The organism is Frigoribacterium sp. PhB118 (assembly GCF_003751725.1).
Lineage (GTDB): Bacteria > Actinomycetota > Actinomycetes > Actinomycetales > Microbacteriaceae > Frigoribacterium.
In genome coordinates this window covers 137,252-159,782 of the sequence record NZ_RKID01000005.1, presented here as the reverse complement: position 1 = coordinate 159,782, position 22,531 = coordinate 137,252, and the positions used below count along the sequence as shown (strand labels likewise).

Annotated in this window: 22 protein-coding genes and 1 tRNA gene; 15 read left to right on the top strand and 8 right to left on the bottom strand. The window is 71.9% G+C overall.

Features of this window, described 5'->3' with window-relative positions; translation table 11 throughout:
- The first annotated feature begins 6 nt into the window (after positions 1–6).
- The 5 genes from EDF21_RS14595 to EDF21_RS14575 all read left to right on the top strand — a co-directional run bounded on the left by EDF21_RS14595 (position 7) and on the right by EDF21_RS14575 (position 7,102).
- Positions 7–2,910, top strand: coding sequence for an Rne/Rng family ribonuclease (locus EDF21_RS14595; protein WP_123571845.1), 2,904 nt, complete (start codon positions 7–9; stop codon positions 2,908–2,910).
- A gap of 18 nt (positions 2,911–2,928) precedes the next feature.
- Positions 2,929–3,735, top strand: a complete 807-nt coding sequence (locus EDF21_RS14590) for a hypothetical protein (RefSeq protein WP_056048323.1) — start codon at positions 2,929–2,931, stop codon at positions 3,733–3,735.
- Positions 3,732–4,784, top strand: coding sequence for a permease (locus tag EDF21_RS14585; protein ID WP_233568523.1), 1,053 nt, complete (start codon positions 3,732–3,734; stop codon positions 4,782–4,784). Before EDF21_RS14590 ends, EDF21_RS14585 begins: the two co-directional genes overlap by 4 nt.
- Positions 4,774–5,658 (top strand): TIGR03943 family protein, encoded by an 885-nt coding sequence (locus tag EDF21_RS14580; protein ID WP_123571844.1) that lies wholly within the window; start codon positions 4,774–4,776, stop codon positions 5,656–5,658. The genes EDF21_RS14585 and EDF21_RS14580 overlap by 11 nt, the downstream gene beginning before the upstream one ends.
- Before the next feature lie 64 nt (positions 5,659–5,722).
- Positions 5,723–7,102 (top strand): hypothetical protein, encoded by a 1,380-nt coding sequence (locus tag EDF21_RS14575; RefSeq protein WP_123571843.1) that lies wholly within the window; start codon positions 5,723–5,725, stop codon positions 7,100–7,102.
- Positions 7,103–7,134: 32 nt separating this feature from the next.
- Here EDF21_RS14575 and EDF21_RS14570 read toward each other — a convergent pair whose 3' ends face one another.
- Positions 7,135–7,410, bottom strand: coding sequence for a DUF4031 domain-containing protein (locus tag EDF21_RS14570; protein ID WP_369794401.1), 276 nt, complete (start codon positions 7,408–7,410; stop codon positions 7,135–7,137).
- Positions 7,411–7,585: 175 nt separating this feature from the next.
- Between EDF21_RS14570 and rplU the strand changes: the two genes are divergently transcribed.
- The 10 genes from rplU to EDF21_RS14520 all read left to right on the top strand — a co-directional run bounded on the left by rplU (position 7,586) and on the right by EDF21_RS14520 (position 14,950).
- Positions 7,586–7,894: a 50S ribosomal protein L21 gene (gene rplU / locus EDF21_RS14565; protein WP_056048310.1), complete on the top strand. Its 309-nt coding sequence runs from the start codon at positions 7,586–7,588 to the stop codon at positions 7,892–7,894.
- 18 nt (positions 7,895–7,912) lie between these two features.
- Entirely contained in the window at positions 7,913–8,179 is a 267-nt protein-coding gene (gene rpmA, locus EDF21_RS14560; RefSeq protein ID WP_123571842.1) for a 50S ribosomal protein L27, read from the top strand.
- Between the two features lie 144 nt (positions 8,180–8,323).
- Positions 8,324–9,874 (top strand): GTPase ObgE, encoded by a 1,551-nt coding sequence (obgE, locus tag EDF21_RS14555; protein ID WP_123571841.1) that lies wholly within the window; start codon positions 8,324–8,326, stop codon positions 9,872–9,874.
- Positions 9,871–10,716, top strand: coding sequence for a glutamate 5-kinase (gene proB / locus EDF21_RS14550; protein WP_056048304.1), 846 nt, complete (start codon positions 9,871–9,873; stop codon positions 10,714–10,716). Before obgE ends, proB begins: the two co-directional genes overlap by 4 nt.
- Before the next feature lie 86 nt (positions 10,717–10,802).
- A complete protein-coding gene (locus EDF21_RS14545; RefSeq protein WP_123571840.1) occupies positions 10,803–12,071 on the top strand; it encodes a glutamate-5-semialdehyde dehydrogenase in 1,269 nt (422 codons plus the stop codon).
- Positions 12,072–12,109: 38 nt separating this feature from the next.
- Positions 12,110–12,331 carry a hypothetical protein gene (locus tag EDF21_RS14540; RefSeq protein WP_056048301.1) on the top strand — a complete coding sequence of 74 codons (222 nt, stop codon included), beginning with the start codon at positions 12,110–12,112 and terminating at the stop codon, positions 12,329–12,331.
- Positions 12,332–12,348: 17 nt separating this feature from the next.
- A complete protein-coding gene (gene nadD, locus EDF21_RS14535) occupies positions 12,349–12,975 on the top strand; it encodes a nicotinate-nucleotide adenylyltransferase (protein ID WP_082060195.1) in 627 nt (208 codons plus the stop codon).
- Entirely contained in the window at positions 12,972–14,198 is a 1,227-nt protein-coding gene (locus tag EDF21_RS14530; RefSeq protein WP_123571839.1) for a hypothetical protein, read from the top strand. Before nadD ends, EDF21_RS14530 begins: the two co-directional genes overlap by 4 nt.
- Positions 14,199–14,260: 62 nt before the next feature.
- On the top strand, positions 14,261–14,674 hold the full coding sequence (rsfS, locus tag EDF21_RS14525; RefSeq protein WP_123571838.1) for a ribosome silencing factor: 414 nt from the start codon (positions 14,261–14,263) through the stop codon (positions 14,672–14,674).
- A gap of 200 nt (positions 14,675–14,874) precedes the next feature.
- Positions 14,875–14,950 (top strand) — tRNA-Ala (locus tag EDF21_RS14520).
- A gap of 196 nt (positions 14,951–15,146) precedes the next feature.
- Here the strand turns inward: EDF21_RS14520 and EDF21_RS14515 are convergent.
- From EDF21_RS14515 to EDF21_RS14485, 7 genes are read right to left on the bottom strand one after another with little or no spacing between them, the layout of a single operon-like run.
- Positions 15,147–16,607 (bottom strand): 8-oxoguanine deaminase, encoded by a 1,461-nt coding sequence (locus EDF21_RS14515; protein WP_199736392.1) that lies wholly within the window; start codon positions 16,605–16,607, stop codon positions 15,147–15,149.
- On the bottom strand, positions 16,604–17,653 hold the full coding sequence (add, locus tag EDF21_RS14510) for an adenosine deaminase (protein ID WP_199736390.1): 1,050 nt from the start codon (positions 17,651–17,653) through the stop codon (positions 16,604–16,606). The genes EDF21_RS14515 and add overlap by 4 nt, the downstream gene beginning before the upstream one ends.
- Positions 17,650–18,639: a nucleoside hydrolase gene (locus tag EDF21_RS14505; RefSeq protein ID WP_158612931.1), complete on the bottom strand. Its 990-nt coding sequence runs from the start codon at positions 18,637–18,639 to the stop codon at positions 17,650–17,652. The genes add and EDF21_RS14505 overlap by 4 nt, the downstream gene beginning before the upstream one ends.
- Positions 18,636–19,532, bottom strand: a complete 897-nt coding sequence (locus tag EDF21_RS14500; RefSeq protein ID WP_123571835.1) for an ABC transporter permease — start codon at positions 19,530–19,532, stop codon at positions 18,636–18,638. Before EDF21_RS14500 ends, EDF21_RS14505 begins: the two co-directional genes overlap by 4 nt.
- Complete coding sequence (locus EDF21_RS14495) at positions 19,532–20,446, bottom strand: ABC transporter permease (protein ID WP_056048290.1); 915 nt, start codon at positions 20,444–20,446, stop codon at positions 19,532–19,534. Before EDF21_RS14495 ends, EDF21_RS14500 begins: the two co-directional genes overlap by 1 nt.
- Positions 20,439–21,302, bottom strand: a complete 864-nt coding sequence (locus EDF21_RS14490; protein ID WP_123571834.1) for an ABC transporter ATP-binding protein — start codon at positions 21,300–21,302, stop codon at positions 20,439–20,441. The genes EDF21_RS14495 and EDF21_RS14490 overlap by 8 nt, the downstream gene beginning before the upstream one ends.
- Positions 21,299–22,429 (bottom strand): ABC transporter substrate-binding protein, encoded by a 1,131-nt coding sequence (locus tag EDF21_RS14485; protein WP_056048287.1) that lies wholly within the window; start codon positions 22,427–22,429, stop codon positions 21,299–21,301. The genes EDF21_RS14490 and EDF21_RS14485 overlap by 4 nt, the downstream gene beginning before the upstream one ends.
- Positions 22,430–22,531 lie beyond the last annotated feature (102 nt).

Sequence of the window (22,531 nt, the reverse complement as noted above, 5' to 3'; positions counted from 1 at the left end):
CCGCAAGTGGTGAACGACAACACAGACAACGACGGACGTCCGAAGAAGAGAAGGGGATTGTTCGCAGGCCTCAGGGCTCGCCAGGCAGCGGTCGACGCCGCCCCGGCGACGGCCCCCGCCAGGCAGCAGGCAGCACTCCCTTCACCCGTCCGGACGACAGACGACGCCCAGGAGGCATCACCCGTGACCCACGAGACCGAGACCACCGACGAGCAGGTCGCGGCCCAGGCCCCGACCTCCCAGCAGAGCGAGACCGACGCCGTCGCCGAGGCGTTCGTCGCCGCGGCGACCCAGCCGTCACGGGCCGCCGACGCGACGGCCGACGACGAGACGACGGACGGGGCGTCGCCGATCCCGGCGAACCTCACGACGACGTCGTTGATCTTCCACGCACCCGAGATCACCGTCCTGCCGGCCCGCCCCGGTCGACGACAGCGCGACGACCGCGACGACCGGTACGACCGCGACGACTCGTGGGACGACGACCGCGAGGGCGACGACGACGACCGTGACGAGCGCGACGACCGCGAGCAGCAGCCCGCCTCGCGTCGCCGCCAGCGCGGCCGCTCGCAGGACCGCGAGGAGCGCGACTCCGAGCCCCGTGGTCGCGACCGCGACCGTGCCCCGCGTCAGGCCGAGCTCATCACCGAGCCGCAGCGCATCAAGGGCTCCACGCGTCTCGAGGCGAAGAAGCAGCGTCGTCGCGACGGCCGGGACGCCGGACGCCGTCGCACCGTCATCACCGAGGCCGAGTTCCTCGCCCGTCGCGAGAGCGTCGACCGCAAGATGATCGTCCGCTCGTCGGGCGACCGCATCGAGATCGGCGTCATGGAGGACGGCACCCTGGCCGAGCACTACGTCGCCAAGGCGCAGAACGTGTCGTTGATCGGCAACGTCTACCTCGGCCGCGTCCAGAACGTGCTGCCCAGCATGGAGGCCGCCTTCGTCGACATCGGACGCGGTCGCAACGCCGTGCTCTACTCGGGCGAGGTCGACTGGGACTCCCTGTCGACGGGCAACCAGCCCCGTCGCATCGAGCTGGCCCTCAAGCCCGGTGACCGCGTGCTCGTCCAGGTCACCAAGGACCCCGTCGGCCACAAGGGCGCTCGTCTCACGAGCCAGATCTCGCTGCCGGGCCGCTACCTCGTCTACGTGCCCAACGGCTCGATGAACGGCATCAGCCGCAAGCTGCCCGACACCGAGCGCGCGCGTCTGAAGAAGATCCTCAAAGAGGCCCTGCCGGAGAACACCGGCGTCATCGTGCGCACGGCGGCCGAGGGCGCGACCGAAGAGCAGCTGACCCTCGACGTCAAGCGCCTCACCAACCAGTGGGCCGACATCGAGAAGAAGGTCGCGGCGGGCAACGCCCCGAACCAGCTGCACTCCGAGCCCGACCTGCTGATCAAGATCGTGCGCGACGTCTTTAACGAGGACTTCCACGAGATGGTCATCGACGGCGACGAGGCGTTCGAGACGCTGCAGTCGTACCTCTCGGCCGTGGCGCCCGACCTCATGGACCGCGTCAAGCGCTACGAGGGCGACAAGGACGCATTCGACGAGTACCGCCTCAACGAGCAGATCGAGAAGGCGCTCGACCGCAAGGTCTGGCTGCCCTCGGGCGGTTCCCTCGTCATCGACCGCACCGAGGCGATGACCGTCGTCGACGTCAACACCGGCAAGTTCGTCGGTTCCGGCGGGAACCTCGAAGAGACGGTCACGAAGAACAACCTCGAGGCCGCAGAAGAGATCGTCCGTCAGTTGCGCCTCCGCGACATCGGCGGCATCATCGTCGTCGACTTCATCGACATGGTGCTCGAGTCCAACCGTGACCTCGTGCTGCGTCGTCTGGTCGAGTGCCTCAGCCGCGACCGCACCAAGCACCAGGTGGCCGAGGTCACGTCGCTCGGGCTCGTCCAGATGACGCGCAAGAAGCTGGGCCTCGGCCTGGCCGAGTCGTTCTCCGAGGCCGGCAGCGCCGCGCGCGTCCAGGAACAGCAGCCCCGCAAGGGCGGCCAACAGGGCGACCGCCGACGGGGCGGCCAGGCCGGCGGGTCCGGCAAGTCGGGCGGCAACGGCCACAACACGGGCGCCGGTGCCGGCACCGCGCCGCAGTCCGGTCGCGGCGGCCCCTCGGCGCCGACCGGTGGGGCTCACCCCACGACGGGTACGCACGCCATCACCGACGACGTGAAGAACGCCCTCTCGCGCATCGCGGCGAGCACCATCGCCCATGCCGAAGAAGGCGGCACCAAGGACGGCGACGCGGCCAGCCAGGCCGCCGCGGCGGTCGAGGCCGCCATCGACGCCGCCGCCGCGAGTGCCACGAAGGCCGAGCCGGCCGCCGAGGCAGCCGGTGACCAGGCGGACGAAGGCCGTCGCGGGCGTTCGGGCCGCAAGGGCCGCCGTGGATCGTCACGTGCCGCGCGCGAGACCGGCGAGGACGCCGCCGAGTCGGCTCCTGCCGAGTCGTCGCCCGCCGAGTCCGCTCCCGCCGACTCGAGCGCCGGTGTGATCGAGGTCCCCGCGGCCGCCCCGGCCGAGCGGTCGGCTCCGGCCGCCGCCGTGGCCGCACCCGTCGACGAGCCCACGGAGGCGCCGGTCGCCAAGGCCACGGAGCGTCGCCGGTCGTCGGCCACGGTCTCGACCCCGGACGCCACGGTCGCGATCCTCGACATCCCCGTCGCGACCACGCGTCGCGAGCCGCGTCGCATCAGCAGCCAGGACGCCGAGCAGCTGCTCGACTCGGTGCTGGGTGCGCTGCCCGAGCCGAAGCAGCCCGGGCAGGGGCGTTCGCGTTCGCGCCGCGCCTCCAGCCAGGGCACGACCGCAGCGGCTCCGGCCGAGCCGACGACGACCGGCGAGTCCGGTCCGTTCATCCTCGGCGTGGGGGTCAGCTCCGACGATCTGTAGGTCGTCTAGGGTGACTGCGTGCCTCTGACCCAGCCCGGACCCCCGACCGTCAGGTCGAGGCTCCGGGCTGCGTCCGTCTCGGCCTCCGGGCCGGAGGGACGCGAGCGCCTGCTCGTGGCGGCCACGGCCCTGGTCGTCGTGCTGGTGGCGCGTTTCGCCCTCGGCCTCGTCGCGCTCGTCGGTTCGGCGGTCGGCTTCTCGGTGACGGCGTTCCCCAGCGGGTTCGTCGCGACGCCGGTCGGGCAGTTCCTCGGCAGCTTCGTGCTCTACCCGTTCCCGTTCTACGTCGCCTCGTTCGTCGTGCTCGCCACGATCAGGCCGCTGACGCCGCGGTCCGACCTCCGGACGGTCGTCCGCCACGCCGTGGTCGCGGGCGGCGCGGGCACCCTCGCGCTGGCCGTGGTCGGGATCGTGCCGGGCATCGTGCTCTCGATCGACGGCGGCACGTGGGTGAACCTCGCGCTCTACCTGACGACCATCCCGCTGTCGGCGGGCATCGTCGACACCGCCCTGCTCGTGGCCGGGGCCGTCCTCGCCCGGCTGTGGCTGGGCGGCGGCCACGGCGACGAGGTCTGGGCGGTCGAGCCCACGCCCCGGGTCGCCGAGGCCGGGGAGGGTGACGACGCGGGCGACGTCGAGGACGACGTCGCGCCTCCTGCCGTCCGGGGCGATCGCTCCACCCGCCTCCCGACGACCGTCGCCGCGGCGCCGTCGGCCCCCGTCGTCCCGCCCGAGCGCCCCGTCGTGCCGTCGCACCCGGCCCCCGCACCGGACGACTGGTCGCGCTTCGCGCCCCCGGCCGGTCCGAACGAGGACGACCGGTGAGCGCTCCCGTCCGGGAGCGCATCGACCACGCCGGGCACGGCGCCGGACGGCGTGCTCGTCGGGCACCGTCGCGCGTCCCGCTGCTCGTGGCCGGTGGGCTCGTGCTCGCCGTGCTCGTGGCGGTCCGCCTGGCCTCGCCCCTCCTCGGCCCGGGCCTGCTGCCGAACGCGCTGCAGGACTTCGTCACGCTGACCATCAGCGTCATCGTCGAGTCGATGCCGTTCGTCCTGCTCGGCATCGTCCTGTCGATCATCGTGCAGGAGTGGCTGCCGCAGGCGTTCTTCTCGTCGTGGCTGCCGAAGCGGGGGCTGCCCCGTCGCGCGGTCATCTCGTTCCTCGGCATGTTCCTGCCCGTCTGCGAGTGCGGCAACGTGCCCTTGGCGCGGGGGCTCGTGCTCAAGGGCTTCACGGTGTCCGAGTCGATGACCTTCCTGCTCGCGGCGCCGATCCTCAACCCGATCACCATCATCACCACGCACCAGGCGTTCGGGTGGGACGACGGCATCCTCGTGGCCCGGTTGATCGGCGGGTTCGTCATCGCGAACCTGATCGGCTGGCTGTTCAGCAAGCACCCGAACCAGCAGAGCCTGCTGACCTCCTCGTTCGCGGCCGAGTGCCGGGTCGACGACGGCCATGCGCACGGCCGGGGCCGCACGGCGAAGAGCGTCGACCTGTTCCGCCGCGAGATGTCGACCATGATGCCCGCGCTCTTCATCGGCGCGGCCATCGCGGGCGCGATCCAGACGATCGTTCCGCGGTCGGTGCTCGTCACGCTCGGCAGCAACCCGGTCTGGTCGGTGCTGGCGATGATGGTGCTGGCCTTCGTCATCTCGATCTGCTCGAACGTCGACGCGTTCTTCGTGCTGCCGTTCGCCTCGACGTTCATGCCCGGCGGCATCGCCGCCTTCCTCGTCTTCGGCCCCATCATCGACGTCAAGATGCTGGCCCTGCTGCGGACGACCTACACACCCAAGGTGCTCGGGCAGGTCACCCTCGTGGTGGCCCTGACCAGTGCCGCGATCGGACTGGTGGTCAACTATGTCGCCTAGCCCTGCTCCTCGCCCCTGGCGCCGACTGCTCGACCGGTGGCAAGGGGTGCTGCTGACGCTCGTCGTCGGCGTCGCCACCCTCTGGCTCGCCGCGACCGGGCAGCTCGTGCTGTACATCCACCCCCGGTACGACGTCTTCACAGTCGTGATGATCCTCATCGGCATGACGCTGTCGTTGGCCACGCTGGCGTTCTCACCGGTCCGGAGCGACGACGCGCACGACGGCCACGACCACGATCCCGGGGCCGGGCACGGCCACGACGGCCGCCTCGACGCGGCCGAGGTGCCCGCGGTCGAGGACGGCCTCCGGCCGCGCCGGCGTCGGCCGGTCGCCACCGGCGCCCGACGTCTCGCCTTCTCGGCGGGCGTCGCCGTCACCGCCGCCATCGCGATCGCCGTCGTCGCCCTGCCCCCGGCCACCCTCACCAGCGCCACGGCCGGCCAGCGCGACGTGAACTCGTCGACCGCGGCGCTCGACCGTACGACCGTGGCCGACGCGACCAGCGCCTCCTCGGACGCCTACCGGTCGTTCAGCGTCCTCGACTGGGCCGGCTTGCTGAGGCAGACGACCGACCTCGCCTTCTACGAGGGCAAGACCGCCGACGTCGTCGGGTTCGTCACGCCGTCCGACACCGACCCCGACGACGTGTTCTACGTGTCGCGCTTCGTGATCACGTGCTGCGCGGTCGACGCCCAGCCCGTCGGCGTGCCCGTCTACCTGCCGGGGTGGCAGGACCAGGTAGCCGCCGACGACTGGGTCGAGGTCACGGGCGGCTTCGACACCAACCGCAGCAGCTCGAGCCAGGACCCCGTCGCCCTCGTGCCCGACGACGTCACCACCGTGGGACAGCCCAGTGACCCGTACCTCTACTGAGGGCGGACGGGGCCGGGGCGCGACGGGAGGGGCTGCCACGCCCGATCCGTTCGCGTCCGACCCCGTGTTCCTCACCGAGCAGGACGCCCGTGAGGCCGGTGCCCGCTGGCGCACGCGATGGGTCGCCGTCGTCACCGTCCTCGCGGTGGTCTGTGCCGCCTTCGTGGGCCTGACCTACTTCCAGGGCCCCAAGGCCGGCGAGACGCAGGTCGACACGACGGCCGTGGTCGAGCGTCCCGGTCAGCAGCTGCGGGTGTTCGCCAACCAGGCGCTCGCGCACGTCGACGCCTCGCAGGTGGTCGTGACGCCCGCGGCCGCCTTCACGGTGCAGACGTCGGGTGACGTGGTCGCCGTGACCTTCACCGGCCGGCTCGCGTACGACACCGACTACCACGTCCGCGTCGACGGGGTCTCGAGCGTCTACCAGCGACAGACCTCGACCCTGGAGGCGCGGTTCAGCACGCCCCCGGCGACGGCGTACCGGCTCGTGCGCGGCACGTCCGGGGCCGACGACCGCATCGAACGGGCCGGGCTCCGGGGCTCGGACAGGACGACCGTCTGGTCCGCGCCGCGCGTCCAGGCCTACGAGGTGTTCGACTCGGCCGTCGCGGTCGTGACGGACGACGGGACGCAGAGCAGCCTCAGCCTCGTGTCGCTCGACGGGGCCGCCGTCGAGACCCTGCCCGTGCCCGAGGCCCCCGGCCTGATCACCCGCTTCGCGGCCGACCGTGCCACGACCACGCTGGCGTTCTCGTTCCGTCCGACCGGTTCGGACGTCGAGACGTTGTACACGCTGCCGCTGCAGGGGGAGCGGGCGGTGGCCCCGGTCCTCGGCCTGTCCGGGCAGCCCGTCGAACCCACCGACTGGGCCTTCGTGCCGGGTGAGGACGACGTCGTCGTCCAGGCCGTCGACGACTCGGTGAGCGTCATCGACCTCTCGGGAGTGGACCCCGTGCGGCCCGTGGGGACGTACTCGCTGTTGCAGGGGGTGTCGCTCGACGGCACCACGCTGATCGCCGCGTCGGCGATCGCCTCCATGGTCGTCGACCTCGCCACGGGGGACGAGCGCCCCCGTGCCCCCGCCCCGGTCGACGGCGTCCTCCCGTTCGCCGGACCGCTGGTGGCCCTCGACCCAGGCCACGTCGTGCAGCAGGTGTCGGTCCCGTCCGACGACGGGCTCACGTACCGGACGCTCGTCGTCGCCGACGACGGTGCCACGTCACGGACGCTCTGGCAACCCCCGAGCGCGTCCGGTGTGATCGAGGGCTTCGACGTCTCCCCGAACGGGCAGTACCTGGCGGTCCAGTCGGTCGGGGACGCGACGACGCCGACCGACTACTCGTACACGATCGACCCCGTGGCCGACGGGGTCACGACCACCATCGTCGAGATCGCCTCGGGCGCGGTCGTGGCCAGTTACGAGGGCTTCGACACGAGTTGGTGACCGCGCCTGCGGGCCGGGGCGGACGGAACCGGTCAGGCCGTGAGGCCGCGTTTGACCCGCTGGGACACCCGCAGCCCGCTGCGTTCGAGACGGCGGGCGAGGTCGAGGCCGGTCACGGCGACGGCCCCACCGGCGATCAACTCGGCCCGTCGGGACTCGGGCACGTCGTAGTGGTCGTGGTCGAACCCGCGGCGGGGGATGCCGTGACGGGCGGCGAAGGCGTGCAACTCGTCGTACGAGTCGTCGCTCACCAGGTGTGCCCACAACGTGTCGTGGGCCGGCCACACGGCCTCGTCGATCAGGATCACGCCCTGGATGCTAGTCGTCGGCCCGCCTGCCGGTGCGGGGGTCGTGGACGGAGGAGGCGCGGCGCCCGTCGGAGGACGCGTTGACGGCCCCAGCGGCCCCCTGTACGATGGGCGGTTGGTGCGCGCTGGCTCGAGGCCGCGTCGTGCCGGACACCCCAACTCTTAAGGAACAGACATGGTCTACGCAGTCGTGCGCGCCGGTGGTCGGCAGGAGAAGGTCGAGGTCGGCACGATCGTCACCCTCGACCGCCTCAAGGCCGCCGAAGGCGACTCCATCACCCTCCCCGCCGTGCTGCACGTCGACGGTGACACCGTCACCTCCGCCGCCGACGCCCTGGCAGGGATCACCGTGACCGCCGAGGTGCTGAACGACCTGCGCGGCCCGAAGATCGTCATCCAGAACTACAAGAACAAGACCGGTTACAAGCGTCGCATGGGCTTCCGTGCCGACCTGACCCGCGTCAAGATCACCTCGATCAACTGAACCAGGGGCTGAGAACACATGGCACACAAAAAGGGCGCATCGTCCACCCGCAACGGTCGTGACTCGAACGCCCAGCGCCTCGGCGTGAAGCGCTTCGGCGGCCAGGTCGTCCTCGCCGGCGAGATCATCGTCCGCCAGCGCGGCACCCACTTCCACCCCGGCGTCAACGTCGGCCGCGGCGGAGACGACACCCTCTTCGCCCTCGCCCCCGGCTCGGTCGAGTTCGGCGCCAAGGGCGGCCGCAAGGTCGTCAACATCGTCGCCTCCGCGACGGCGACGGTCTAGCACCACCACGCGGCGTCGGCACACGACCCGCATCGGCGGCCCCTCGCGGGTCGCACCGTCTGGGGCGAGCATCCTGCTCGCCCCAGACGTGTTTGACCCGGGCAGCTCGCACCGGCACGCACAGACAAAGAGATCAAGCACCTCATGGCCACATTCGTCGACCAAGTGACCCTCCACCTCCGCGCCGGCAACGGCGGCAACGGCTGCGTGTCCGTCAAGCGCGAGAAGTTCAAGCCGCTGGCCGGCCCTGACGGCGGCAACGGCGGTCACGGCGGCGACGTCGTCATCGTCAGCGACAGCGGCGTCACGACGCTGCTCGGGTTCCACCGTGCACCGCACCGCTCGAGCGACAACGGCGGCTTCGGCATGGGCGACCACCGGGCCGGCACCAACGGCGAGACCCTCGAGCTCGTCGTGCCGGTCGGCACCGTCGTCAAGTCCGCCGACGGCGTCGAATTGATCGACATGGTCGAACCGGGCATGCGCTACGTCGCCGCCGAGGGCGGCATCGGGGGCCTCGGCAACGCGGCCCTCTCGTCGACCAAGCGCAAGGCGCCCGGCTTCGCCCTGCTGGGCACCCCCGGCTGGGCCGGAGACGTCCTGCTCGAACTCAAGGTCGTCGCCGACATCGCCCTCGTGGGCTACCCGTCGGCCGGCAAGTCGAGCCTCGTCGCCGCCCTCTCGGCCGCCAAGCCGAAGATCGCCGACTACCCCTTCACGACGCTGCACCCCAACCTGGGCGTCGTCGAGTCGGGTGACACGCGCTACACGGTCGCCGACGTCCCCGGGCTGATCGAGGGGGCCAGCGAGGGCAAGGGCCTCGGGCTCGAGTTCCTCCGCCACGTCGAGCGCTGCTCGGCCCTGCTGCACGTGCTCGACTGCGCGACGCTCGACCCGGGCCGCGACCCGTTGACCGACCTCGACGTCATCCTCCGCGAGCTCGAGGCGTACCCCGTCCCCGACGGCCAGAAGCCGCTGCTCGACCGCCCGCAGCTGATCGCGCTCAACAAGGTCGACGTGCCCGACGGTCGCGAGCTGGCCGACTTCGTCACGCCCGAGCTCGAGGCCCGCGGCTACCGCGTCTTCGAGATCTCCGCCGTGAGCCACGAGGGCCTGCGCAACCTGTCCTTCGCCCTGGCCGAGGTCGTCGAGGCCAGCCGCGCCGAGATCGCGGCGCGACCCGCGCCTCCTCGCATCGTCATGCGCCCCCGCGCCGTCAACGAGAAGCCCTTCGTCATCAGGGTCGAGGGTGGCACCTACGGCAACGTCTACCGCATCCTGGGCCAGAAGCCCGAGCGGTGGGTCGTGCAGACCGACTTCAACAACGAGGAGGCCGTGGGCTACCTCGCCGACCGGCTCAACGCCATCGGCGTCGAGGACGCCCTGTTCAAGGCGGGTGCACAGGCCGGTTCGACGGTCGTCATCGGCCCCGAGGGCGGCATCGTCTTCGACTGGGAGCCCACCCTCACCTCGACGGCCGAGCTGATGACCAGCGCCCGCGGCACCGACCCGCGCCTGATCCAGAACGACCGCCCGACCCGCAACCAGCGCCGCGAGGAGTACTTCGAGCGCATGGACGCCAAGGCCGAGGCCCGCGCCGAACTCCAGCGTGAACGCGCCGCCGGCCTGTGGACCGACGACGAAGGGTTCCTCGTGAAAGAGGGCGACGACGTCGAAGGCGACGAGCGGGCGTGACCGGGGGCGTCGTCGACCGCGCCGGCCTCGGCACGGCCCGCCGCATCGTGGTCAAGGTCGGCTCGTCGTCGATCAGCGGTGAGAACGCCGGACAGATCGAGCCGCTGGTCGACGCCCTCGCCGCGACCTACGGGCGGGGTGCCCAGGTCGTGCTCGTCTCGTCCGGGGCCATCGCCACGGGCCTGCCGCACCTGCGCGTCGACTCCCGCCCGACCGACCTCGCGACCCAGCAGGCGGCCGCCGCCGTCGGGCAGAACGTCCTGATCTACCGGTACCAGCAGAGCCTGCGCCGCTACGGCATCGTGGCGGGGCAGGTGTTGCTGACCGCCGGGGACATGCAGAACCCGACGCACCGCAGCAACGCCCAGCGCGCCATGGAGCGCCTGCTCGAGCTGCGCATCCTGCCGATCGTCAACGAGAACGACACGGTCGCCACCCACGAGATCCGCTTCGGCGACAACGACCGGCTCGCGGCGCTGGTGTCGCAGCTGGTCGGTGCCGACGCCCTCGTCCTGCTCAGCGACGTCGACGCCCTGTACACCCGCCCGCCGCACGAACCCGGCGCCGTCGCCCTCGTCGACGTGCCCTTCGGCGACGACCTCGCCGGGGTCACCTTCGGCGCGGCCGGTGCGGCCGGCGTCGGCACCGGAGGCGCGGGCACGAAGGTCGCGGCCGCCCGGTTCGCGGCCGAGGCCGGCACCCCCGTCCTCGTGACGAGCGCCGCCAACGTCGCCCGGGCCCTCGCGGGCGAGCAGGTCGGCACCTTCTTCGAGGCGGCGGGAGCCGCGGGGTCGGGACCTGCGGCGGGGGACTCCGGGAGCGCGGGCGGGCGACCGGACTGACCCGCGCCTCCCCGGGGGCGTCCGCGCCGCCGCGGTGACCGCGGAGCGGTCTCGCGGGACTGGGGAGCGGCGCATAGGCTTCGTGCATGTCGCTCATCGATGCCCCGGCCCCGTCGCTCACCGACAAGCTGACCGCCGCGAAGGCCGCCTCCCGCGTGCTCGCCACCGCGACGGCCGACCGCAAGGACGCGGGTCTGCGCGCCGTCGCCGCCGCCCTGCTCGCCAACGTCGACCGGATCGTCGCGGCGAACGAGCTCGACCTGGCGAACGCGCGCGAGAACGGCGTCGGCGCCTCGCTCCAGGATCGCCTGAGGCTCGACTCCGGTCGACTGGCCGGGCTCGCGGCCGCCACCGAGCTGGTGGCCTCGCTGGTCGACCCGGTCGGCGAGTCGGTGCGGGGCAAGGTGCTGCCGAACGGGCTGCGCCTCGACCAGGTCCGCGTGCCGTTCGGCGTGGTGGGAGCCATCTACGAGGCCCGGCCGAACGTGACGGTCGACATCGCCGCGCTCGCCCTGAAGAGCGGCAACGCGGCCGTCCTGCGCGGCGGCAGCGCGGCGCAGCAGTCCAACCGCGTGCTGGTCGAGGTGATGCGCGAGGCCCTCGCCGAGGTGGGGCTGCCGGCCGACGCCGTCGTCACCATCGACGAGTTCGGCCGCGAGGGGGCCGCCGACCTCATGCGGGCCCGCGGGCTGGTCGACGTCCTGATCCCCCGGGGCAGCGCCGAGCTGATCGACACCGTGGTCCGCGAGTCGACGGTCCCCGTCATCGAGACCGGTGCCGGGGTCGTGCACGTCTTCCTCGACGCGAGCGCCGACGAGGGCTGGGCCGTCGACATCGTCCAGAACGCCAAGGTGCAGCGTCCGAGCGTGTGCAACGCCCTCGAGACGTTGCTCGTCCACCGCGAGGCGGCGGAACGCCTGCTGCCGCCGGTGCTGGGTGCCCTGCGCGCCTCCGGGGTGACGATCCACGGCGACGAACGGACGCTCGAGGTCTTCCCCGACGGGGTCCCGGCGACCGAGGACGACTGGGCGACCGAGTACATGGGTCTCGACCTCGCCGTCCGGGTCGTGGCCGACGTCGACGAGGCCATGGCGCACATCGCCCGGTGGTCGACGCACCACACCGAGTCGATCGTGACCAACGACCTGGTGACCGCCGAGCGGTTCCTGGCCGAGGTGGACAGCGCCGTCGTCATGGTCAACGCCTCGACCCGCTTCACCGACGGCGGCGAGTTCGGCTTCGGGGCCGAGGTCGGCATCTCGACCCAGAAGCTCCACGCCCGCGGACCGATGGGGCTCGCCGAACTCACGAGCACCAAATGGGTCGTGCGGGGTCAGGGCCAGGTCCGCGGGTAGACTGGCCGACGATCGTCACCGCCTGAACGGGAGAACCCATGCTCGACGCCTCGCTGCTGCTCGCCGAAGCCCACGAAGAACTCGCACCGCTGATCGCGCCGGCACCCGTCATCGCCGGTGTCTTCGCCGTCGCGTTCCTCGTCCTCGGCTACGTCGTGTTCAGCTACCGCGACGTCGCCAACCGTTCGCTGCGCAAGGCGAACAAGCTCGACCACCACGACGGTCCGATCGACGAGTTCGGTCACCCCGAGAACCACTGACCGCCGAGGTCGGCGAGATGGTCGTGGCGGGCGCCACCGTGCCCGACGGCGAGGGCGTCAGGCGACCCCGCGTCGGCATCATGGGCGGCACGTTCGACCCGATCCACCACGGGCACCTGGTCGCGGCCAGCGAGGTCGCGCAGTCGTTCCACCTCGACGAGGTCGTCTTCGTGCCGACCGGTCAACCGTGGATGAAACCCGAGGTCAGCGAGGCGGAGCACCGCTACCTCATGACGGTCATCGCCACGGCGTCGAACCCGACCTTCACGGTCAGCCGCGTCGACGTCGACCGCGAGGGGCCGACCTACACGATCGACACCCTGCGCGACATCCGACGCCTCCGTCCGACGGCCGAGCTCTTCTTCATCACCGGTGCCGACGCCGTCGCCCAGATCCTCGACTGGAAAGACGTCCAAGAGCTCTGGGACCTCGCCCACTTCGTCGCCGTGTCCCGACCGGGGCACGACCTCAGCGTTAGCGGTTTGCCCGAGAGCGACGTAAGCTTGCTCGAAGTCCCCGCACTGGCCATCTCGTCGACCGATTGCCGCGCCCGGGTGGGTCGAGACTTTCCGGTGTGGTACTTGGTCCCCGACGGCGTCGTCCAGTACATCTCCAAGCACCATCTGTATCGGAGCGTTTCATGAGCACGTCCGACGGTCAGCCGCCCCTCACCCGGCGACAGATCCGCGACCTCGAGCGAGCCCGCGAGGCCGGTCAGGCCATCACCGGTGCCGTGCCCGTGGTGCCCGCCTCGACGTCCGCTCCCGCCCCGCGGCCCGCGACCACCCCCACGGGTGACGTGCCGATGCCGACTCCCGTGCCGTCGGCTGCCGCCCTGCGCGACGTGCCGCCCCCCGCACCCGGCTCGGTCGTCGACCCCGGCACCGGCCTGACCCGCCGCCAGATGCGCGCCCTGCGCGACGCGAGCCAGAGCCGCGACGCCTCCCCGGTGCCTCTGCAGGCACCAGCTCCCGAACCCCGTCGTCCGTTGGCCGACGCGCTCAACACCGTCGACGAGATCGCCCCGGCCGCCGACCGGCCGGCCTCTGCGCCCGGTGCGTCCGCGCCGGCCTCGGCGGCCCTCCGTCCCGCCTCGGCCCCGGTGCCGTCCGCCGTGTCGGACGTCACCCCGTCGGACGACGACGACGACTCGTCGGACGACGTCCCCGGGCCCCGACGCACGGGTGCGACAGGCGCGGCGACCCCGGTGTCCTCGACCCCCACCCCGACGTCGACGCCGACGGTGTTCCCGTTCGCCCTGTCCGACGAGCAGGACCGCAGCGGACAGGACTCGCCGAGTGCGCCTCCTGCCCCGTCCCGTCCCGTGTCGTCGGCGCCGCGACCGTCCGGCGTCGGTCCGTCACGCGACCAGCGCGACGACTCGTCCGACGCCGCGCCCGTCGTCCCGTCCGGCCACTGGTCCACCCAGTCCGACGAGCCCGACGCCGAGTCCGTCCCGGGCCGCCAGCTCGGCACCAGCACCGGTCAGCAGAACGCCTTGATCCTCACCGACGCGCAGGTCGCCGACGTGACCGGTGCGCTGAACGCGACCGGCGAGATCATCATCACGGGCTCGATCGACCTGCCGCGCAGCCTGGCGTCGACCGGCTCGCAGGCACGCATCGACAACTCCGACATGGACCGCATCCTCGAACAGGGCGACGCCGAGCAGGCGTCGAGCGACGCCGAGCCCGTGCGCGCCAGCCGGGCCATCAGCACGCACACGTCCACCCGTGCGGTCGTGCTGGCCGCGTCGCAGCCCAAGGGCAACCACCTGCCGCTGATCCTCGGCATCTCGGGCGGCGTCGTGGGCCTCGGTATCATCGGCTTGATCATCGGTGGCTTCGCCACCGGGGTGCTGGGCTGAGGCCCGACCCACCCGAACCGACCCCGGTCGGCCCGCATCACCACCTACCCCCTAAGGAACACGTGACAGCCACCCCTCGTGCCATCGAGCTGCTGCAGATCGCCGCACGCGCGGCCGACGACAAGCAGGCCGACGACCTCGTCGCCCTCGACGTATCCGGCCCCCTGCCCCTGACCGACGTGTTCCTGCTGGCCACCGGCCGCAGCGAACGCAACGTGGTCGCCATCGCCGGCGAGATCGAGGACAAGATGCTCGAGGCCGGCGTCAAGACCCTCCGCCGTGAGGGTCGTGCCGAGGGCCGTTGGGTCCTGCTCGACTTCGGTGACGTCGTCGCCCACGTCTTCCACGACGAGGACCGTCAGTACTACGCCCTCGAGCGCCTCTGGAGCGATTGCCCGACCATCCCGCTCGACGTGCTGACCGAGTCGGCCACCGCTCCGGCCGAGGTCGGAGCCGACGCACCGGCCGAGGCCTAGCCTCCCCGCGCCTCCTGGGCCCCGCCGTGTCGGCGGGGCCTCATGACATGCCGCTCACCTCCCGAGGTGAGCGGCATGTCGTGTCTTCTCGGCCGCGCTCGAGCAGGGTCGAGGGCGGGTGAACGTGCGCGGTCGAAAAGTGTAGTAATGTAGACGAGTTGCTTCCGACGGGGTGAAAACCTCCGAAGGGCAGCAGTTCTGGGTCTGTGGCGCAGCTGGTAGCGCACCTGCATGGCATGCAGGGGGTCAGGGGTTCGAGTCCCCTCAGATCCACCAGAACCACCGAAAGCCCCTCCTCGTGAGGGGCTTTCGTCGTTGTCGGGCCGTCTGTTCGAAGGGGCCGGCCGCTACGCCGCCACGAAATAAACACTCCGCCACGAGATGTCGTGGCGGAGTGTTTACTTCGTGGCGGGTCGCGCGGGTCGTGCCCTCACGCCGACGGGCACAAGAGGTGCAGGAGGCGCGGGTCGCGTCAGACGCGGGCGCGCAGCTCCGCCGACGCCCGGGCCGCGCCCTCGGCGAGCAGACCCTGGTCCGCGTGGACGAGCTCGCCGTCCGCCACGACCGCGTCGCCGCCGACCCAGAGCCGGGCCAGCGGCGGCATCGAGGCGAGCCCCAGGGCGGCCACCGGGTCGGCGATGCCCGCGAACTCGACCCCGTCGACGCGCCAGAGGGCGAGGTCGGCGAGCTTCCCGACCTCGATCGAGCCGAGGTCCGCGTCGCGTCCGAGCACGCGGGCACCGCCGATCGTCGCCAGGCGCAGGCCCTGCCGGACCGAGAACGCGTCCGCCCCGGAGCGCAGGCGCCCGAAGAGCACCGCCTGCCGGATCTCGGTGCCGAGCTGGCCGGACTCGTTCGACGCGGCACCGTCGACCCCGAGCCCGACGGGCGCCCCCGCGCGCAGCAACGACGCGATCGGGGCGATGCCCGCGGCGAGACGACCGTTCGACGACGGGCAGTGCGCCACACCGGTCCCCGTCGCGGCGAACCGTCCGATCGCGTGGTCGTCGAGGTGGACGCAGTGGGCCATCCAGACGTCGTCGCCGAGCCAGCCGAGGTCCTCCAGGTACTGGGTCGGCGTGCGGCCGAACCGCTCGAGGCAGAACGCGTCCTCCTCGACGGTCTCGGAGCCGTGGGTGTGCAGCCGGACTCCGAGCTGCCGCCCGAGGACGGCGGCCTCGCGCAGCAGGTCGGGCGTCACCGAGAACGGCGAGCAGGGCGCGATCGCGATCTGGACCCGCGCGTCGCCGGACGGGTCGTGGAACCGCGCCACCGCCTCCTGGCTGGCGCGCAGCGCGGCGTCCGTGGTCTCGACGGCGAAGTCCGGGGGCAGGCCGCCCCGCGACCGACCGAGGTCCATCGAGCCGCGCGTGGCGTGCAGACGGACGCCGACGGTCGCGGCGGCCCGGACGATGCCGCCCACCAGGTCGCCGGCACCGGCCGGGAAGACGTAGTGGTGGTCGCCGACGGTCGTGCACCCCGACCGGGCGAGCACGGCGATCGCGGCGGCGGCCCCGGCCTCGACGAGCGGCTCGTCGATGCGCGCCCAGGTCGGGTAGAGCGCGACGAGCCAGTCGAACAGGATGGAGTCCTGCGCGATGCCACGGGTCAGCCATTGGTAGAGGTGGTGGTGCGTGTTGACCAGGCCGGGGGTCAGCAGGTGTCCCCGGCCGTCGACGCGTTCGACCGGCATCGCCGCGGCGTCCGGCCCGGCTGGCTCAGAAGCAGGCCCGCCCGGCCCGGGAGCCGACCCGGCCGCCGGGCCGGGCGGGGTCAGCCCGGCGGTGCACCACGCGGGGGCGGGTCCCGGCCCGACGGCGACGATGCGCGATCCGTCGACGACGACGTGCCCGCCGGCGTGCTCGGTGTCGTGGGCGTCGACCGTCGCGACGTGGGCGCCCTCGACGACCAGACGGCGGATGGGCGGGGTCACGCCGCCAGCCACGCCGCGATCTCGCCGGCCGCCTGCTCCTTGAGTCCGTCGCTCGCCCCCGAGCACTCGATCGAGCTCAGGGCGCATGCGGCGAGCTGCTCGTCGGACAGACCGAGGGTGGTCCGGGCCAGCTCGTACTCGGCCAGCACGCCCGGCCCGAACAGGATGGGGTCGTCGGCGTTGATCGAGCACCGCACGCCGGCCTCGACGAGGCGCTTCAGCGGGTGGTCCTCGATGGTGGGGATCACCGAGAGCAGCACGTTCGAGGTGAGGCACACGTCGAGGCAGACGCCCTCGGCGGCCAGTCGGGCCATCAGCGGTTCGCTCTGTACGGCCGTCACGCCGTGCAGCACACGGTCGGCACCGAGGACGTCCAGCGCCTCCTCGATCTGGTCCGGGCCGGCGAGCTCGCCGGCGTGCGGCGTCGAGAGCAGGCCCGCGTGCTTGGCGATGCGGAACGCCTCCTCGTAGCGCGCGGCCGGGTTGCCGCGTTCGTCGTTGGCGAGGCCGAGCGAGACGACGCCGCGGTCGGCGTAGGCGGCGGCCAGGTGGGCCAGCTCGTTCGCGGCCTCGACGCTCTCGGTGCGGTCGACCGTGATCATCAGGCCGACCTCGACGCCCCACCGCTCGCCGCTCTCGGCGCAGGCCGCGAGCATCGCCCGCAGCGAGGCGTCGAGGGACCCGAAGGTGGCGACGTAGAACTGCGGGCTCGCCCCGAACTCGACGTAGGCGACGCCCTCGACGGCGCAGTCCTCGACCGCCTCGTCGATCAGGCGGAAGAGGTTCTCCCTCTCGGCCAGGACCACGAGCATGCCCTGGTACGTCGCACTGAACTCGCTGAAGTCGCCGAAGCTGGTCGGCATCGGCACGACGACGCCCGACGCCGCCGCCATGTCGGCCAGCGAGTCGGGGCGGATCGCCGCCTCCATGTGCAGGTGCAGGTGGCCCTTGGGCAGGGCGCGCAGGTCGCGCACGACGGCGCCGGCGGGTGAGGGGGCGGCAGCCGAGGAGGCGCGGGTCGCGTCGGCGGGGGAGGTGGTGGTCACGAGCGGGCTCCGTGGATCAGGGCGTCGACGAACGACGGGAGGAAGAGGTCGGTGTGGACGGCGGTGACCGCCGTCGTGGGGGTCGACGGGTCACCGGCCGGCACGGGGCCGTCCGGGTGCCAGTCGACCTCGGCGCCGTCGGCCGTGCGCAGCACCCGGCCGCGGGTCGCGAAGCCGTCGTTCGTGATGCCGACGGGGCCGGTGACGCTGTCGGCGATCCACTCGGGGTGGACCATCAGCGCGGCGGCGAGTCCGTCGTGCACGGGGCTGACGCGGCGGCCCCAGGCGTTCCGGTAGAAGTCCAGGTAGGTCGCCAGGACGTCGGCGGCGAACGTGCCGGTCGGCGTGCCCGAGTCCCGGAGCGCCGCGACGTGCGACTCGTCGGTGATCACCTGCGACGTCGCGTTCACGCCGACCATGAGGCGCGAGGTCGCCGGGGCGGCGAAGACCTCCCGCGCGGCCACGCCGTCGTTCTGCACGTTCGCGTCGACCATGTCCGTGCGGCCGAGGGGAGGGAACGGCCCGCTGCCGCCCATGATCGTCACCGACCGGAAGAGGGTCAGGAGGCGCGGCTCGGCCCTCAGCGCCAGGGCCACGTTGGTCAGCGGCCCGAGGGTGAGCAGGTCGATCTCGCCCGGGGACTCCCGGGCGACCTCGACGAGGCGTCCGGCGGCCGGGGTGTCGAGCAGCACGCGCGGGAGCGGCCGGTCGGCGACGACGTCACCGAGACCGTCGTGACCGTGGACGTAGTGCGCGATGTGCGCCGCCGCCTCGAGGGGGCCCTCCGTGCCCCGGGCGACCGGGACGTCCTCGAGCCCGACGAGCCGCAGCACGTGTCCGACGTTCCGCAGGGCGTCGTCGACGGCGCAGTTGCCGTAGACGGCGGTGATGCCGACGATCTCGACGTCGGGTTGTGCGGCGAGCCAGAGCAGCGCGAGGGCGTCGTCGATGCCGGTGTCGGTGTCGACCAGCACGCGGCGCGTCACGAGGCGGTCGCCTTGCCGGCGTTGGGGCCCCACTTCGCGAGCACCGCCGTCTCGACGAACGTCGTGACCGTGTAGAGCACGATCGAGACGAGGGTGATCAGCACGACGATCGCCCAGATCTCGCCGTACTGCGACTGCGACTTGGCGGCCGTGATGGCGGCACCGAGGCCCTCGTAGGTGAACAGCCACTCGTAGAGCATCGCGCCGGTGATGGCTCCCGGCACGGCGATGCGCATCGAGGCGAAGAAGTACGGCAGGGCGGTGGGGAACGCGACCTTGCGCATGATCGTCCACCGGCTCCCGCCGTAGACCCGGATGAGGTCGACCGACTGGGCGCTGACCGAGCGGAAGCCGAGGGTCAGGTTCACCAACAGCGGGAAGAACACGACCACCCCGCCGATGAAGCCGGCGGTGACGATGCCGTTGCCCAGCACGAGGTAGATCACGGGCGCCATCGCGAGCAGCGGGACGGTGCGCAGCAGCATGGCGATCGGCATGAACATGAACTCGACCGGGCGGATCAGGGTGAACACGATCGCCACGACGAGGGACCCGCCGACGCCGAAGACGAAGCCGATCGCGGCGTGCCACAGGGTCACGCCGAGCAGGCCGGCGATGTGCACGCGGTTCTCGGCGGCCGTGGTCCGACTGAGTTCGGAGTCGACGAAGAACCAGCGGAACACGTCGGCCGGGGTCTTCGCGATGAACGCGTTGGCCTGCAGCACGACGATGGCGAGGTTCCACAGGATGCCGAGGATGATCGCCGAGATCGCGATCGTCAGCACGGTGCGGCCGATGCGCCGCAGGACGAACCGGGCGGTCGAGGAGGCGCTGGTCGAGACCGCGGGGGCGGTGACGCGGGTGCCGGTGCCAGTGGGCAGGATCGTGGCCATCAGAACCCCTCTCCGGCGCGGCTGTCGCCCGCCGACCAGGGCGTGACCAGTCGGCTGATCCGCCCGATGACGAAGTAGGCGATCCCGGCGATGCCGCCCGAGATCAGGGCCAGCGCCCAGAGCTTGACCGACGCCGCCGTGGCCTGCGCTGCGAGCAGCAGGATGCCGAGGCCCTGGTCGACGCCGATGAGGAAGTACTCGCCGAGCACCGCCCCGAGGAACGCCGCGGGGGCCGCCAGCTTCAGCGCCGCGAGGATGCTGGGGAGGGCGGCGATCAGACGGACCTTGACCAGCTGCGTCCAGCGCGAGCCGCCGTAGGCCGTGATCACGTCGAGCTGGGTCTCGCTCGCGGCCCGCAGGCCGAGCAGGGTGCCGATGACGGTGGTGAAGATCACGCTGAGCGCGGCCAGGAAGATCGACGTCGTCCGGCCGCCGGCGGGCGACATGAGCGTGACGATCGGCGCGATCGCCGTCAGCGGGATGCACGAGCAGACCACCGCGAGCTGGGTCGAGAGGCCCTCGAACCACGGCACGAGCAGCACGGCGAAGGCCAGCGCGAACGCGATGAGGTTGCCCCAGAGGAAGCCCCACGCCGCGCTGCCGGCGGTCGCGCCGATGGCACGCCAGTAGACGAGGTCGCTGAGGTCGGTGACGAGCTGGACGAGCACCTGGCCGGGTGGGGGCACCGAGCCCGTCACCGAGAAGAGCGTGACGGCCACGACCTGCCAGATCGCGACGATGAGCACGATCCCGACGAGGGCGCCGACCCACGGCGGGGCAGCGGCCATCGAACCGAGCACCGACCGTCGCTCGCGACCCCGGACGGTCTCGGCCTGGAGCGCCACGCTCTGGCCCAGCTCCGCCTCGACCTCGCGCTCGGCCGTCTCGCGGGGCGAGGTGTGCAGATCAGTCATCGGCGGCCGCCCCGTGCGAGCCGAACAGGATCTCGGAGATGCGGTCGACGTACGCGTGGAACTCCGGCGTGCGGGTCAGCTCGGGCAGGCGCGGTCGGGGCAGGTCGATCTCGACCACCTCGGCGATGCGGCCGGGCCGGGCGCTCATCACGGCGACGACGTCGGACAGGAACACGGCCTCGGCGATGCCGTGCGTCACCATGAGCGTCGTGGCGGGCTTCTCGCCCCAGATGCGCAGCAGCTCCACGTTCATGCGCTGCCGCGTCATGTCGTCGAGCGCGCCGAAGGGCTCGTCGAGCAGCATGATGGTCGGCTGCACGGCGAGGCAGCGGGCGATCGAGACGCGCTGGCGCATGCCGCCCGACAGCTGCGCCGGCTTGGCCTTCTCGAAGCCCTTCAGGCCGACGAGGTCGATCAGGTCGTCGATCAGGCCGGCCGGGGGAGTCAGCCCGGCGACTTCGAGCGGCAACCGGATGTTGTTCTCCACGCTGCGCCAGGGCAGCAGGGCCGAGTCCTGGAACGCGATGCCCGTCTCGTGCCCGCGCTGCACCTCGGCCGCGGTCTTGCCGTTGATCACGACGCTGCCCGAGGTGGGCGTCTCGAGCCCGGCCAGGATGCGCAGGATGGTCGACTTGCCGCAGCCCGAGGGGCCGAGCAGGCTGAGGAACGAGTCCTTCTTCGTGCCCAGGTCGATCTGCGTCAGGGCCTGCACGCTCTTCCGGCCGAGCTGGAACGACTTGGTCAGCCCCTGGATGTTGACGCCCGTGGCGAGTTCGGGTCGGCCGGCGGGGTCGCCCGTGGCCGTCGTGAGCGGCAGCGTGGTGCGCGCGGTCGTGGTGCCGTCCGTCATGGTCATGCCGTGGGGATCTCGAAGGTCGTGACGAGGTCGGGGTTCTCCTCGTAGACCTCCTTGATGATGCTGAGGTCGAAGAGGTCGTCGGCCGACACGTCGGTGCCCATGGCCTTGAGCGAGGCGATGTTCTCGGCGACCAGCTCGTCGGTCATCGTGAACAGGCCGTTGGCGTTGACGTCCTCGGTGAGGATCAGCGTGTTCTGCGCCTCGGCCTCGGCCGTCTGCTCCTCGACGTCGAGGTCCTGGTCCTTGCCGTACTTCTCGGCGGCGTACTTCGCGCTCTGCTCCGGGTCCTTCACCGCGTCGGTCCAGCCCTTGATCTCGGCGACCAGGAAGGCCTTGAGCATGTCGCGCTCGTTGTCGATGGTGTCCTGCGTGACGGTGAAGGTCTCGGCGACGAAGGGAAGTCCGTTGTCGGCGAAGCCGAGCACGACCGGGGTGAAGCCGTCCATCTCGGCGAGGATCGGCTCGTTCGTGATGTACGACATGTGCGCGTCGTAGGCGTTCGTCTCGAGCGGGGCGATGTCGTACTGCGTGGCGACGAGCTCGACGTCGTCCAGCGTCATGTCGTTGGCCTTGAGGAAGCCCTCGAAGATCGTCTGGTTGCCGCCGGACTGCACGCCGATCTTCTTGCCCTTGAGGTCGGCCAGGGTGCGGATCGGCTCTCCCTCCTCGAGCGAGAGCAGGCAGAACGGGTTCTTCTGGAACGTCGTGCCGATGATCTTGAGGGCGGCGCCCTGGGCGACCGAGGGGCCGGTGAGCGAGGCCGACGACAACCCGACCTTGGCCTGCCCGGCGAGCAGCGCCTCCTCGGCTCCGGTCTGCCCGCCGCCCGCGAGCAGCGTGACCTCGCTGAAGCCGGCGTCGGTGTAGTAGCCCTTCTCCGTGGCGAAGTACTCGCCCGCGAACTCGATGTTCTTGATCCACGAGAGCTGGACGGCGATGGTGCCGAACGACCCGCCGGACGCGGCCCCGCCGGTCGCCGCGCCCGTCCCGGCCGACGAGTCGGTGCAGGCGGCGAGCAGGGCGGTCGTGCCGACGACGAGGGCGGCCGACCCGCCCAGGCGCAGGAACCCGCGGCGGTCGAGGGAGGTGGAGCGGAACGCGGGAGGAACGGAGAGAGGGCTCATGGGGGAACTCCTGAGGTTCGTTCGGGTGAGGTGTCGAAAAGCTAGACCCGGACTGTTTCATCGTCGTTTCGGTCGTGTTGCCGTCGTCGCCGACCTCGCGAG